At 69.9% G+C, this 14116-nt stretch carries 14 protein-coding genes; 3 read left to right on the top strand and 11 right to left on the bottom strand.

What is annotated here, in order from left to right; genetic code table 11:
* Window positions 1-8: 8 nt before the first annotated feature.
* A complete protein-coding gene (locus P3G67_RS03310; protein ID WP_269854072.1) occupies window positions 9-1391 on the bottom strand; it encodes a glycine--tRNA ligase in 1383 nt (460 codons plus the stop codon).
* 163 nt (window positions 1392-1554) lie between these two features.
* Between P3G67_RS03310 and P3G67_RS03305 the strand changes: the two genes are divergently transcribed.
* A complete protein-coding gene (locus P3G67_RS03305) occupies window positions 1555-1962 on the top strand; it encodes a Fur family transcriptional regulator (protein WP_276092417.1) in 408 nt (135 codons plus the stop codon).
* 70 nt (window positions 1963-2032) lie between these two features.
* Here P3G67_RS03305 and P3G67_RS03300 read toward each other — a convergent pair whose 3' ends face one another.
* The 4 genes from P3G67_RS03300 to leuA all read right to left on the bottom strand — a co-directional run bounded on the left by P3G67_RS03300 (window position 2033) and on the right by leuA (window position 6481).
* The gene (locus tag P3G67_RS03300; RefSeq protein ID WP_269854071.1) at window positions 2033-2860 is read right to left on the bottom strand and encodes an isoprenyl transferase; all 828 of its coding nucleotides are present in this window, start codon (window positions 2858-2860) and stop codon (window positions 2033-2035) included.
* 26 nt (window positions 2861-2886) lie between these two features.
* Window positions 2887-3666, bottom strand: coding sequence for a DNA repair protein RecO (gene recO, locus P3G67_RS03295; RefSeq protein ID WP_269854070.1), 780 nt, complete (start codon window positions 3664-3666; stop codon window positions 2887-2889).
* 76 nt (window positions 3667-3742) lie between these two features.
* Complete coding sequence (locus P3G67_RS03290) at window positions 3743-4462, bottom strand: TerB family tellurite resistance protein (RefSeq protein ID WP_391858182.1); 720 nt, start codon at window positions 4460-4462, stop codon at window positions 3743-3745.
* 249 nt (window positions 4463-4711) lie between these two features.
* Window positions 4712-6481, bottom strand: coding sequence for a 2-isopropylmalate synthase (leuA, locus tag P3G67_RS03285; protein WP_276092107.1), 1770 nt, complete (start codon window positions 6479-6481; stop codon window positions 4712-4714).
* A 310-nt stretch (window positions 6482-6791) separates the two neighbouring features.
* On the opposite strand from leuA, the gene P3G67_RS03280 reads away from it, so the two are divergent.
* Both P3G67_RS03280 and P3G67_RS03275 read left to right on the top strand, forming a co-directional pair.
* On the top strand, window positions 6792-7910 hold the full coding sequence (locus P3G67_RS03280; RefSeq protein WP_276092106.1) for a M4 family metallopeptidase: 1119 nt from the start codon (window positions 6792-6794) through the stop codon (window positions 7908-7910).
* Between the two features lie 9 nt (window positions 7911-7919).
* Window positions 7920-8186: a protealysin inhibitor emfourin gene (locus P3G67_RS03275; RefSeq protein WP_276092105.1), complete on the top strand. Its 267-nt coding sequence runs from the start codon at window positions 7920-7922 to the stop codon at window positions 8184-8186.
* A gap of 63 nt (window positions 8187-8249) precedes the next feature.
* Here P3G67_RS03275 and era read toward each other — a convergent pair whose 3' ends face one another.
* From era to P3G67_RS03245, 6 genes are all read right to left on the bottom strand, one after another.
* Window positions 8250-9191, bottom strand: a complete 942-nt coding sequence (era, locus tag P3G67_RS03270; protein WP_391858181.1) for a GTPase Era — start codon at window positions 9189-9191, stop codon at window positions 8250-8252.
* A 41-nt stretch (window positions 9192-9232) separates the two neighbouring features.
* Window positions 9233-9583: a cytidine deaminase gene (locus P3G67_RS03265; protein ID WP_276092103.1), complete on the bottom strand. Its 351-nt coding sequence runs from the start codon at window positions 9581-9583 to the stop codon at window positions 9233-9235.
* A gap of 226 nt (window positions 9584-9809) precedes the next feature.
* Window positions 9810-11111, bottom strand: coding sequence for a hemolysin family protein (locus P3G67_RS03260; protein ID WP_391858180.1), 1302 nt, complete (start codon window positions 11109-11111; stop codon window positions 9810-9812).
* A 5-nt stretch (window positions 11112-11116) separates the two neighbouring features.
* Window positions 11117-11614, bottom strand: coding sequence for an rRNA maturation RNase YbeY (gene ybeY / locus P3G67_RS03255; RefSeq protein WP_269854064.1), 498 nt, complete (start codon window positions 11612-11614; stop codon window positions 11117-11119).
* 13 nt (window positions 11615-11627) lie between these two features.
* On the bottom strand, window positions 11628-12668 hold the full coding sequence (locus tag P3G67_RS03250; RefSeq protein ID WP_269854063.1) for a PhoH family protein: 1041 nt from the start codon (window positions 12666-12668) through the stop codon (window positions 11628-11630).
* Window positions 12669-12950: 282 nt separating this feature from the next.
* Window positions 12951-14036, bottom strand: coding sequence for a carbohydrate kinase family protein (locus P3G67_RS03245; RefSeq protein WP_269854062.1), 1086 nt, complete (start codon window positions 14034-14036; stop codon window positions 12951-12953).
* Window positions 14037-14116 lie beyond the last annotated feature (80 nt).

The following is a 14116-nucleotide window of genomic DNA, read 5'->3' as shown; positions in this document are numbered from 1 at the left end:
CGTACGCGTCAGCAGCCGAGCAGACGGCCGCCCAGGTAGGCCTGTACCTGGTCCAGCGAGACCCGCTCCTGCTTCATGGTGTCGCGCTCGCGCACCGTCACCGCGTTGTCGTCCAGGGTGTCGAAGTCGATCGTGACGCAGAACGGCGTGCCGATCTCGTCCTGGCGGCGGTAGCGGCGGCCGATGGCGCCCGCGTCATCGAACTCGATGTTCCAGTTCTTCCGCAGGTCGGCGGCGAGGCCCTTGGCCTTCGGAGACAGCTGCGGGTTGCGGGACAGCGGCAGCACGGCGACCTTGACCGGGGCGAGGCGCGGGTCGAGGCGCATCACGGTGCGCTTCTCCATCTGGCCCTTGGCGTTCGGCGCCTCGTCCTCGTTGTACGCGTCGAGCATGAAGGCGAGCATGGCGCGGTTGACACCGGCCGCCGGCTCGATGACGTACGGGGTCCAGCGCTCGCCCGCCTCCTGGTCGAAGTACGACAGGTCCTGGCCGGAGGCCTTGGAGTGCGCGTTCAGGTCGTAGTCGGTGCGGTTGGCCACGCCTTCGAGCTCGGAGAACTCGGTACCGCCGAAGTTGAAGCGGTACTCGATGTCAGCGGTGCGCTTCGAGTAGTGGGAGAGCTTCTCCTTCGGGTGCTCGTACCAGCGGATGTTCTCCTCGCGGAGGCCCAGGTCGCGGTACCAGTTCCAGCGCTGGTCCATCCAGTACTCGTGCCACTTCTCGTCCTCGCCCGGCTTGACGAAGAACTCCATCTCCATCTGCTCGAACTCGCGGGTGCGGAAGATGAAGTTGCCCGGAGTGATCTCGTTGCGGAAGGACTTGCCGACCTGGGCGATGCCGAACGGCGGCTTCTTGCGCGAGGTCTGCTGCACGGCCGCGAAGTTGGTGAAGATGCCCTGCGCCGTCTCCGGCCGCAGGTAGGCCACCGAGCCGGAGTCCTGAGTCGGGCCGAGGTGGGTGGAGAGCAGGCCGGAGAACTGCTTGGGCTCGGTGAAGCCGCCCTTGTTGCCGCAGTTGGGGCAGTTGATGTCGGCCAGCCCGTTGGCGGGCATCCGGCCGTGCTTGGCCTCGTACGCCTCCTCCAGGTGGTCGGCGCGGAAGCGCTTGTGGCAGGAGGTGCACTCGGTCAACGGGTCGGTGAAGGTGGCGACGTGCCCGGACGCCTCCCAGACCTCGCGGGCGAGGATCACCGACGAGTCGATACCGACCACGTCGTCGCGCGAGGTGACCATGGAGCGCCACCACTGACGCTTGATGTTCTCCTTGAGCTCCACGCCCAAAGGTCCGTAGTCCCAGGCGGCGCGCTGACCACCGTAGATCTCGGAGCAGGGGTAGACGAAGCCACGGCGCTTGCTCAGGCTGACGATGGTGTCGATCTTGTCGGCGGCCACGGTGCTCTCTTCAGTACGACGAAGCTGTCAATGTGGGATCCGCTGCGGCCCAGCGAATAACTCAGGTTACCGGCGCCCGAGGGCTCCTGACCAAATCGGATTCGCTTTACGATCATCAACCACTGGCACAATGGGAGCGAGCCGGAACGAGGAGGACGAGACCGTGGCCACCGCCAACCCCCCCGTCCAGGGACGCGCCACCCGCCAGCGCGCTGCCGTGTCGGCCGCCCTCGCGGAGGTCGACGAGTTCCGCAGTGCCCAGGAACTGCATGATCTGCTGCGGCACCGCGGCGACTCGGTGGGCCTGACCACCGTCTACCGGACCCTGCAGTCGCTCGCCGACGCCGGTGAGGTGGACGTGCTGCGCACCAGCGACGGCGAGGCCGTCTACCGCCGGTGCAGCAGCGGCCACCATCACCACCTGGTCTGCCGCGGCTGCGGCAAGGCCGTCGAGGTCGAGGGTCCCGCGGTCGAGAGGTGGGCCGACGCGATCGCCACCGAGCACGGCTACGTGGACGTGGACCACACCATCGAGATCTTCGGCACCTGCGCGGAGTGCGCGCGGAAGTAGTCGAGGTGGTTCCGGGGGCGAGGCCCCCGGCTCCCCCGTCGCGAAGCCGCGCCCCGGACCACTTCCGGGGCTAGGCCCCCGAAGCCCCGAGTCCGTCCGGGTTCGGCACCGCTCCGCCGAAGCGCCGGTCACGGGAGGCGTACTCCAGACACGCCCGCCACAGGTCGCGGCGGTCGAAATCCGGCCAGAGAACGTCCTGGAACACCATCTCCGCGTAAGCGCTCTGCCAGATCAGGTAGTTGGACGTGCGCTGCTCACCGGACGGGCGGACGAACAGGTCGACGTCCGGCATGTCCGGGTAGTACATGTACTTGGCCAGAGTCTTCTCGTTGACCTTGGACGGGTCGAGTCGGCCCGCCTTGACGTCCGCCGCCAGCTTCGCCGCCGCGTCCGCGATCTCCGCCCGGCCGCCGTAGTTGACGCAGAAGTACAGCGTCATGACGTCGTTGTCCTTGGTCTGCTCCTGGGCGACCTGGAGCTCCTGGACCACGGACTTCCACAGCTTCGGCATCCGTCCGGTCCACCGGATCCGGATGCCCATCGCGTCCATCTCGTCGCGGCGACGCCGGATCACATCGCGGTTGAAGTTCATCAGGAAGCGGACCTCCTCCGGCGACCGCTTCCAGTTCTCCGTGGAAAAGGCGTACAGCGAGAGGTTCTTGACGCCCATCTCGATGCAGCCCCTGAGCACGTCGAGCACAACGCCCTCGCCGACCTTGTGGCCCTCGGTGCGCGGCAGGCCGCGCTGCTTCGCCCAGCGGCCGTTCCCGTCCATGACGATCGCGACATGGTTGGGCACCAGCTCGCCGGGGATCTTCGGCGGCCGCGCGCCCGACGGGTGCGGCTCCGGCGTCTGGTACTCGCGTCGGCCCCGGCCGAGGATCCCACGACGTGCCATGTGCGTTGTTCCCTACTTTCCTGTTTCTAGAAGGTCTGCGGGCTTCGCCCCAGGCCCGCGGCGTTCTCCACGAACCGCAGCGAACGCAGCCCGCGCTCCAGATGCCACTGCAGGTACGCGGCCACGATCCCGCTGCCCTCCCGGGAGTGGCGGTCCTCGCAGGCGTCCGCGGTCTCCCAGTCCCCGGTGAGCAGCGCGCCCAGCAGTTCCAGCGACTCCGGAGAGGGTACGACGCTGCCGGGTACCCGGCACTGGCCGCACACCACTCCGCCCGATGCGACCGAGAAGAAACGGTTCGGACCGGGCAGTCCGCATTTGGCGCAGGCCTCGAAGCTGGGCGCGTAGCCGTTGACCGCGAGCGAACGCAGCAGGAAGGCGTCCAGCACCAGCCGCGGATCGTGCGCCCCGCCGGCCAGCGTACGCAGCCCGCCGACCAACAGCAGGTACTGCTGCACGGCGGGTTCACCCTCGTGATCGGTGAACCGCTCGGCGGTCTCCAGCATCGCCGTACCCGCGGTGTAGCGGGCGTAGTCGGTGACGATCTCGCTGCCGTAGGCGGCGATCGACTCGACCTGGGTGCACAGCGGCAGCCCGCGGCCCACCAGTTCCCCGCCGCGGGCGAAGAACTGCACGTCGACATGGGAGAACGGCTCCAGCCGGGCACCGAACTTCGACTTGGTGCGCCGCACTCCCCTGGCCACCGCGCGCACTCGGCCCTGGCGCCGGGTGAGGATGGTGACGATCCGGTCGGCCTCCCCCAGCTTCTGGGTGCGCAGGACCACGCCGTCGTCGCGGAACAGGCTCATCGCCCGCCGCCACGGAGGCTCGGCCGGGGGTGCGGGGGCGGTCCCCCGGAAGAACGCAGCATGGAGCCATTGTCGCCTACGACGGGGTGCGGGCGGCGGCCTCCAGGAGTCGGTCGGTGTCCTCCGCGGGCAGCCGCAGCGAGCGGCCGACGGCGGCCAGCGCCTCGCGTTCGGCGGGCAGGTACGGACCGTCGGCGAGCGCGATGCGGGCGCCCTGGAGCAGCACCCGCTCCCGGCCCTGCGGGGCGAGGTGCCTGGTGAGCGGTTCCAGGGCCTCGTGCAGCTCGATCGACAGCCAGGTCCCGCAACCGTCCAGGGCGCCGGCCAGCGAGTCGTACGAGCCGGGCAGCCGCCCCTCGTCCGCGGCGAGCGCGGCCAGCAGACCGATCAGCTGGTCCTCGGTGCAGTCGCTGAACCCGGCCTCGCGCACCGCCTCCAGCGCGGTCTGCCGGGCCTGCCGGGATCCGGCGCCGCCCGCGGTGAGCACCGCGAGGGCGATGGTGTGCACCGCGTCCCGCAGCATCGCGGAGAAGCGGCTGCTGGTCGGCGCGTCCAGTACGTCGAGCCCGTAGCGGCGGTGGCAGACGCCGCACTCGGCGATGGTGCCCGCCGAGCCGCGGGACAGCAGCGGGATGCCCAGCACGGTGAACCGCCGCACACCGGTGCGGCGGCAGTAGTTGCGGTCGCCGCCGCAGTTGGGGCAGTAGAACTCACCGTCGCCCTCGGTGTGCCAGACGGTGCGCACCCCCCAGCCGAATCGGCCCCGACAGCGCGGTTCCAGCGATGGCAGGCCCACGATGCACCCTCCGGCGGCTCGTCCTGGCACGTGCGAACTTCCGCGATGTCCGATCGCGTTCCACGGCACGGGCGCCGGAGGCAGCGCAGCGCGGCTCAGCGCGGAAGTAACGCTCCGGCAACGGCGCCGTGTTGGAGTGATGTTAGCCACACAGATGACGTGCGGTCAGTACCGCGTACTCATCCGGTCACGAAAACGCGGTCCCGGCCGCCGCGTTGGTGGCCGGGACCGCGCGGGTCGTCCGTCGGGTCAGTCGCGGTACGCGCGGTTGACCGCCGAGACCACGGCCTTGATCGAGGCGCGCACGATGTTGGCGTCGATGCCGACACCCCACAGCACCTTGCCGTCGATCGCGCACTCCACGTAGGAGGCGGCCTGGGCCGCCGCTCCCTCGGTCTGCGCGTGCTCGGCGTAGTCCAGGACCCGTACGTCCACCCCGGTGGCGGCCAGCGCGTCGACGAAGGCGGCCAGCGGGCCGTTGCCGGTACCGGTCAGCACGGTCTCGGTGCCGTCCACCACCGCCTCGACGGTGAGCGCGTCGCCGCCGTCGTTGGTGGTCGAGGTCTGCGCGGAGCGCAGCGCGATCCGGCCCCAGGCGTTGTCCGGCATCGGCAGGTACTCGTCCTGGAAGACCGCCCAGATCTCGGCCGGGGTGACCTCGCCGCCCTCGGCGTCGGTCTTGTTCTGGATGATCTTCGAGAACTCGATCTGCATCCGGCGCGGCAGGTCCAGCTTGTGGTCGTTCTTCAGTACGTAGGCGATACCGCCCTTGCCGGACTGCGAGTTGACCCGGATCACGGCCTCGTAGGAACGGCCCACGTCCTTGGGGTCGATGGGCAGGTAGGGCACCGCCCACTCGATCTCGTCAACGCCCTTGCCCTGCGCCGCCGCGTCCGATTCCAGCGCCTCGAAGCCCTTCTTGATGGCGTCCTGGTGGGAGCCGGAGAAGGCGGTGTAGACCAGATCGCCCGCGTAGGGGTGGCGCGGGTGGACCTCCATCTGGTTGCAGTACTCGGCGGTGCGGCGGATGTCGTCGATCCGCGAGAAGTCGATCTGCGGGTCAACTCCCTGGGAGAACAGGTTCATTCCCAGGGTGACCAGGTCGACGTTGCCGGTGCGCTCGCCCTGGCCGAACAGGCAGCCCTCGATGCGGTCGGCCCCGGCCATGATGGCCAGCTCGGCGGCGGCGACCGCGGTGCCGCGGTCGTTGTGCGGGTGCACGGACAGGCAGACGTGCTCGCGGCGGGAGAGGTTCCGCGACATCCACTCGAACCGGTCGGCGTGCGTGCTCGGGGTCGAACGCTCCACCGTTGCGGGCAGGTTGAGGATGATCTCGCGGCCGTTCTCCGGCTGCCAGACGTCCATCACCGACTCGCAGACCTCCAGCGCGAAGTCCAGTTCGGTGTCGGTGAAGATCTCCGGGCTGTACTGGTAGCCGAAGACCGTCTGGTCGCCGAGGATCTTGTCGGCGTACTCCATCACCAGCCGGGTGCCGTCCACCGCGATCTGCTTGGTCTCCTCGCGCCCGCCGCGGAAGACCACCCGGCGGAACAGCGGCGCGGTCGCGTTGTACAGGTGCACGGTGGCGCGCGGCGCGCCGCGCAGCGACTCCACGGTGCGCTCGATCAGCTCCTCGCGGGCCTGGGTCAGGACGGAGATCGTCACGTCCTCCGGGATCGCGCCCTCTTCGATGATGGAGCGCACGAACGCGAAGTCGGTCTCACCGGACGAGGGGAAGCCGACCTCGATCTCCTTGTAGCCCATGCTGACCAGCAGGTCGAACATCGCCCGCTTGCGGGTCGGGGACATCGGGTCGATCAGCGCCTGGTTGCCGTCCCGCAGGTCGGTGGAGAGCCACCGCGGCGCCTTGGTGATCCGCTTCTCCGGCCAGGTGCGGTCGGGGATCCGCACGGCCTCGTACGGGCGGTAGCGGTGGATCGGCATCCCGGACGGGCGCTGGCGGACCGTGGCGGCGGTGATGGGCGTGGGCCTGCCGACGCTGTTGGGGGTGCTGCTCATGCTGTGAGGCTCCAGAGTCCTGTTGGCTCGGGCGGCCGACGGGGGCGGGATTCGCGCATCACCGAACTCCGCGGGGAGGGGGTCGGCCTCGACTACAGGCCCTCGCCGCGGCAGCTAAGAAGAAGCAGCCCGAAACGCATGGTGTGGGAAGCCTAGCCCGGCAGGCACCACGGCGCACAGGAGAAGCCCGGTTCCTCTCAGTATGCAAGACGGCGGGCCAACAGGGGGTAAACCCGAATCTTCCACTCGTTCTCGTCAATTACGGGCACGTACCGTGACAACGCTGCTACGCGATGCCAGATTGCGGGGCATGACCAACGTGCCTGCCCACCGTCCCGTCTTCTGCCCCATCGTCCCGCCGCACCTGCTGGAGTCGCTCGCCCGGCACGAGGATCCCGAAGTGCACGTTCCGGCGCGGTACACGCTGGAGCTGGACGCCGTGCACCGCACCCGGCGTCGGATCGGCGCCCCGGTGGCCGTCGAGTCCGCCGTCGCCGAAACGGTGGCCGACCGGCCGAACCGCACCATCTACGACGCCGGGCACGAGCAGACGCTGCCCGGTGCCAAGGTGCGCGCGGAGGGCGCGGGTCCGGTCAAGGACCAGCCGGTCAACCACGCCTACGACGGGCTCGGCGCCACCTTCGAGCTCTATCTGAAGGCGTACCGACGGCACTCCGTCGACGGCCGGGGCCTTCCCCTGAACGCCAGCGTCCACTACGGGCAGGGCTACAACAACGCCTTCTGGGACGGCAGGCAGATGGTCTTCGGCGACGGGGACGGGCGGATCTTCCAGGACTTCACCGGGTCCGTCGACGTGATCGGGCACGAGCTGACGCACGGCGTCACCCAGTACTCGGCGAACCTCCAGTACTTCGGGCAGTCCGGGGCGCTCAACGAGTCGGTCTCCGACGTGTTCGGCTCGATCATCAAGCAGTACGCGCTCGGGCAGACCGCCGACCAGGCCGACTGGCTGATCGGCGCGGACGTTCTCGCACCCGGGATCCACGGGGTCGCGCTGCGCTCGATGAAGGCGCCGGGGACCGCCTACGACGACCCGGCGCTCGGCAAGGACCCGCAGCCCGCCACCATGGACGGCTACGTCAGCACCTCGCAGGACAACGGCGGCGTGCACATCAACTCCGGCATCCCGAACCACGCCTTCTACCTGGTAGCCGCCACGCTCGGCGGGCACAGCTGGGAGCGCGCCGGGCAGATCTGGTACGACACCCTCACCGGCGGCCGGCTCGCGTCGGACGCCGACTTCGCCGACTTCGCCAGGGCCACCGCGGCGGCGGCGCACGCCCGGTACGGGGACGGGGAGGAGCACCAGGCGGTGCTCAAGGCCTGGTCCCAGGTCGGCGTGGCGGCCAGCGCCGCACTCCCCCGGCAGGCGGCCCCCGAGGGTGCGCCGTCCTCGTCGCAGGGGTAGGCGTAGAGCATGCGGATAGCGGTGACGAGAACCGGCGGATTCGCCGGGATCACCCGTCGGGCGGAGCTGGACACCACCGGCCGCCACGACGAGGCGCGGCTGCGGTCCCTGGCCGTGGCCGCCCTGTCGGACGGCCGACCGGACCGGCCGGCCGGGGTGCCGGACGGTTTCAACTACGAACTCGAGGTGGACGGCATCAAGGCGTACTGCGCGGACCCCCACCTGTCCGCACCCCAACGCGAGCTGATCGCAAGGGTGTTGGGCGAGCGGGCGTGAGGGCCCTCACCCCGCCTCCTTGAGCCTGGCGGCCGGAGTCGATGCCGCCCGCCGCCGGTCGGCTCAGAAACCCAGCTTCCGCAACTGCTTGGGGTCGCGCTGCCAGTCCTTGGCGACCTTCACATGCAGGTCCAGGAAGACCGGGGTGCCGAGAAGCGCCTCGATGTGCTTGCGGGCCTTGGTGCCGACCTCCTTCAGGCGGGCGCCCTTGGGGCCGATGATGATGCCCTTCTGGCTGGGGCGTTCGATGTAGATGTTGGCGTGCACGTCGACCAGCGGCTTGTTCTCCGGACGGCCCTCGCGCGGCAGCATCTCCTCGACGACGACCGCGATCGAGTGCGGCAGCTCGTCCCGTACGCCCTCCAGGGCCGCCTCGCGGATCAGCTCGGCCACCATGACCTGCTCCGGCTCGTCGGTGAGGTCGCCCTGGGGGTAGAGCGCGGGCCCCTCCGGGAGCAGCGGAACCAGCAGGTCGGCGAGGAGCGAGATCTGCTTGTCGCCCACCGCGGACACCGGAACGATCTCCGCCCACTCGATGCCGAGTTCCCTGCCGAGCTGATCGATGGCGATCAGCTGGGCGGCGAGCTGCTCGGAGTCGACCAGGTCGGTCTTGGTGACGATGGCGACCTTCGGGGTCTTCTTGATCTCCGCCAGTTCCTTGGCGATGAACCGGTCACCGGGGCCGAGCTTCTGGTCGGCGGGCAGGCAGAAGCCGATCACGTCGACCTCGGACCAGGTGGTCCGCACAACGTCGTTGAGCCGCTCGCCGAGCAGCGTGCGCGGCTTGTGCAGTCCGGGGGTGTCCACCAGGACGAGCTGGGCGTCCGGGCGGTGCACGATGCCGCACACGGTGTGCCGGGTGGTCTGCGGACGGTTGGAGGTGATCGCCACCTTCTGGCCGACCAGAGCGTTCGTGAGGGTGGACTTGCCCGCGTTGGGCCGACCGACGAAGCAGGCGAAACCGGCCCGGTGGGAGTTCTGCGGGGAATCTGTGCGAACGCTCATGCCGCCCATTGTCCCTGATGGGCGGCGATGGTCCGGCCGCGTCATGCCTCCAGACGGGTGCGCAGGTTACCGTCCGCCGCCGCCAGGAAGACGGGCGTGCCGGAACCGCCCAGGTCGCGGACGATCGCCTGGTCCTCGGCCGGGACGGCCTCCGCGTCGCTGACCACGGCCGCCGCCTCCAGGGACTTCGCGCCGCTGGCCACCGCCATCGCGACGGCGGTGGCCAGCGCGCTCAGCCTCAGCGAGGCCAGGTCCACCGTCCCGGCCACATACGTACGGCCCGTCTCGTCCCGTACCGCCGCGCCCTCGGGCACGCCGTTGCGGGCGCGCACCGAGCGGGCCAGCGTGATGATCTTGCGGTCCTCGGGGTCGATGGCTGCTGCGTCGCTCATGGAGCGAGCATACGGCGGACGTTGAGCCGACCAGCGGGCGGAGGGTTTCCCGACGCCCCTCCGGCGAGGACGGCCGCTGGAGCTTCTCTCGAAACGCGGCGAGCCGACCGGATGCGGAATCTCCTTCACCATCCGCCCACTGGGCCGCACGTCACCGCGCGCCGGCGGCTCCGCGAACTCCTCGCTGGCGGCGAACAGTTCGTGCGCCGCGACGCCGGTGAGTCGGCTACTCCCCCGAACCCCTCGAAACCTCGACGGGCTCCACCAACACCGTGCCGATCCGGTTCCTGCGGCCCGACGGGGACTCCGCCGTAAGGCGCAGTGCCCCCGGCGCGTGGGGCGAGTACCCGGCCTCCTCGGGCAGTTCCACCACCGCGCTGGCGCCCGGAATCGGCACCCGGCCAAGGGCCTTGGCGAGCAGACCGCCGACCGTCTCCACGTCCTCGTCGTCCAGCTTCACCCCGTACAGCTCGCCGAGGTCGCCGATGTCCAGCCGGGAGGTGACGCGGAAGCTGCCGTCGCCGAGGTCCTCGACCGGCGGCAGTTCGCGGTCGTACTCGTCGGTGATCTCGCCGACGATCTCCTCGAGGATGTCCTCGATGGTGACGATCCCGGCGGTACCGCCGTACTCGTCGATGACGACCGCGACGTGGTTGCGGTCCCGCTGCATCTCGCGCAGCAGGTCGCCCGCGTTCTTGGTGTCGGGAACGAACGTGGCGGGCCGCATCACCGTGGTGACGGGATCGTTCTCCGACTCGCGGTTGATGTGCACGCGCCGCGCCAGGTCCTTGAGGTAGACCATGCCGACCACGTCGTCCTCGTTCTCACCGGTGACCGGGATGCGCGAGAAGCCGCTGCGCAGCGCGAGGGTGAGCGCCTGACGGAGCGTCTTCGTCCGCTCGATCATGATCAGGTCGGTGCGCGGCACCATCACCTCGCGCACGATCGTGTCGCCGAGTTCGAAGACCGAGTGCACCATGCGGCGCTCCTCGTCCTCGATCAGCGAGTCCTGCTCGGCGAGGTCGACCAGGGCGCGCAGCTCCGCCTCGGAGGCGAACGGTCCCTGCCGAAAGCCCCTGCCGGGGGTGAGCGCGTTACCGATCAGGATGAGCAGCTTGGGCACCGGCCCCATGATGCGGGCCAGCGGCAGCAGCACGTACGCGGCGGCCGTGGCCGTGTTCAGCGGGTGCTGGCGGCCGATGGTGCGCGGTGAGACGCCCACCGCGACATAGCTGACCAGCACCATCACAGCGATGGCGACGGTCAGCGCCTGCCAGGTCCGGTCGAAGGAGCGCAGGCAGACCGCGGTGATGAAGACCGCGGCGGCCATCTCGCAGCCGACCCGCACCAGCAGCGCCACATTGAGGTAGCGGGTGGGGTCGGAGGCGACCGCCAACAGCTTGGCGCTGCCGCGCCGCCCGGCCCTGGCCGCCTCCTCCGCGCGGAACCGCGAGGTGCGGGCCAGGCCCGCCTCGGCACAGGCGGCGAGCCAGGCGATGACGACAAGAAGGACGCTTGCGATGATCACGGCGGTCAGTGGATGGTGGGGGCCGGGGAGGGCCCTTCGACGCCGCGCTCCGCGCGCCAGTCGTCCAGGATCGCCTTCTGCAGGCCGAACATCTCGGCCTTCTCGCCCGGCTCCTCGTGGTCGTAGCCGAGCAGGTGCAGCACGCCGTGGACGGTGAGCAGTTGCAGCTCCTCGTCCATCGAGTGCTGGGTGGCAGCCTGCTCGCCCTGCTTCTTGGCCACCTCCGGGCACAGCACGATGTCGCCGAGCAGGCCCTGCGGCGGCTCCTCGTCGTCCTTGCCCGGCGGACGCAGCTCGTCCATCGGGAAGGACATCACATCGGTGGGACCTGGCAGGTCCATCCACTGGATGTGCAGCTGTTCCATGGCGTCGGCGTCCACGACGATGATCGAGAGCTCTGACATGGGGTGGATGCGCATGCGCTGGAGTGCGTAACGGGCGACTTCGAGCACCGACTGCTCGTCGATCTCCCAGCCGGACTCGTTGTTGACGTCGATCGCCATGGTGCGGTGTCTTTTACTTTCCCTTGCTGGCCCGGCCGCCGCGGGTATGGCTGCCGTTGCGGTTGTCATAGGCCTCGTAGGCGTCCACGATCCGTCCGACCAGCTTGTGGCGGACCACGTCGGTGCTGGTGAGCCGGGCGAAGTGGACGTCCTGGACGCCGTCCAGGATCTCCACGACCTGCCGCAGCCCGCTCTTGGTGCCGCCGGGCAGGTCGACCTGGGTGATGTCGCCGGTGATGACGATCTTGGAGTCGAAGCCCAGGCGGGTCAGGAACATCTTCATCTGCTCGGCGGAGGTGTTCTGGGCCTCGTCGAGGATGATGAAGGCGTCGTTGAGGGTACGGCCGCGCATGTAGGCGAGCGGGGCGACCTCGATGGTGCCGTTCGCCATCAGCCGGGGGATCGAGTCGGGGTCGATCATGTCGTGCAGCGCGTCGTACAGCGGGCGCAGGTACGGGTCGATCTTCTCGTAGAGCGTGCCGGGCAGGAAGCCGAGCCGCTCGCCCGCCTCCACGGCGGGCCGGGTGAGGATGATCCGGTTGACCTGCTTGGACTGGAGCGCCTGGACGGCCTTGGCCATCGCCAGATAGGTCTTGCCGGTACCGGCCGGGCCGATGCCGAAGACGATGGTGTGCTTGTCGATCGCGTCGACGTACCGCTTCTGGTTGAGCGTCTTGGGGCGGATGGTGCGGCCGCGGCTGGAGAGGATGTTCTGGGTGAGGACCTGGGCGGGGGTCTCCTCCAGCCCGTCCGGTCCGCTGTCCTGCCGGAGCATGGCGATCGACCGCTCCACTGCGTCCTCCGTCATCGGCGCGCCGGTGCGCAGCACCAGCATCATCTCGTCGAAAAGGCGCTGCACCAGGGCGACTTCCGCCGAGTTCCCGGCAGCGCTGATCTCATTGCCACGTACATGGATGTCCACGGTGGGGAACGCCCGCTCGATCACGCGCAGCAGCGAATCACCCGATCCCAGGACGGTGACCATGGGGTGCTTGGCCGGTACGACGAAGTGTGCGCGCGCCTGCGGTTGCTGCTGCGTGGGTGTCTGTGTCATGGGCGAGGCTCTGCGGCCTTCTGGTCCCGCTTCCGTACTCGACATGCCTGTTAGGGCCTGGGGTTCAAGGGTACGACGCGCCGCGGTCAGGCCCGAGAGGTTTTCCGCCCCGGTTCCCAAGGACCGCTCGGACCGCCCGTCCGCGCAGCGCGAGCGCGGTGCGACGCAGGGCGGCCTTTTCCGACCGGATGACCCGGATCGACGCGGGCTGGACGCGCGGGATCCAGCCCGCGTCGATCCGGACGATCGCCGCTCGCCCTCCGGTAGCACTGGACGGGGTCACTACTGCTGCCGGAAGCCGATGGTCGGCACCGCGCGGCGCAGCGGCCAGGGGCGGGCGGCGGTGGGCAGCAGGTCGTCGAGGAAGGCGTAGCGGCGCAGCGCGGTGCGGTCCTGGTCGTCGTAGTGCTTGGCGTGCTGCCACCAGGCGGCGATCTCGATCCAGCCGGGGGCGGCGAGCGAGCCGCCGAACTCCTGGACGGACAGCGCCGCGGTCAGACTGGCGAAGGCGAGCCGGTTGACGAGCGGCCAGTTGGCGAGCGTTCCGGCGATGAACCCGGCCACGAACACGTCACCGGCGCCGGTCGGATCGAGGGCGTCCACGGTGAGCGCGGGCACCTCCGCGGCCTCACCGCTCGCCGAGTCAACCGCGTAAGCGCCCTGTTCGCCCAAAGTGACGACCGCCAGCGGCACCAGTTCGGCGAGCTTGCGGGCGGCTCGGCGCGGGCACTCGGTGCGGGTGTAGCGCATCGCCTCGGCCGCGTTCGGCAGGAACGCCTCGCAGTGCCGCAGGTCGGACAGGTCTCCGGGGTCCCAGCGCCCCGAGTCGTCCCAGCCGACGTCGGCGAAGATCCTGCTGCCGTGCCGGGCGGCGTGCCCGATCCACTCCTCCCGGCGCCCGGGGCTCAGGGAGGCCACGCAGGCCCGGGCGGGCGGCGGGCACACCGGCGCGGGCTCCTCCGGGGGCGGCGCCTCGTGGCCGTGGCTGACCATGGTCCGTTCGCCCTCGTACGCCATGGAGACGGTGACCGGAGAGTGCCAGCCGGGCACCCGCCGGGACAGCGACAGGTCGATGCCCTCGTCCTGCTCCAGGCTCTCCCAGCAGTAGTCGCCGTACATGTCGTCGCCGAACGCCGCCGCGAGCGAGGTGCGCAGGCCCAACCGGGCGAGCGCGGTGGCCATGTTGGCCACGCCACCGGGGCTGGAGCCCATGCCCCGGGCCCAGGACTCGGTACCGCGCACCGGGGCGCTGTCCAGGCCGGTGAAGATGATGTCCAGGAACACGGTTCCGGTCAGATACACATCCGTCGCCGGATCGGCCGGGGTGCGGACCGCGGCGAGCGGGTCGAGGACGGGTTGGTCTGCCACCAGTGGCTCCTTCCGGCGTGCGCGTGATCGCGTGCTGCACACTGTGCCCCAGAAGAACGGGGTACGCGGTGAAGGCAGCA

This window comes from Streptomyces silvisoli (genome assembly GCF_029269905.1).
Classification (GTDB): Bacteria; Actinomycetota; Actinomycetes; order Streptomycetales; family Streptomycetaceae; genus Streptantibioticus_A; species Streptantibioticus_A silvisoli_A.
Note: the sequence above shows the minus strand (reverse complement) of the source record. Positions and strands in the feature narration are given on the sequence as shown.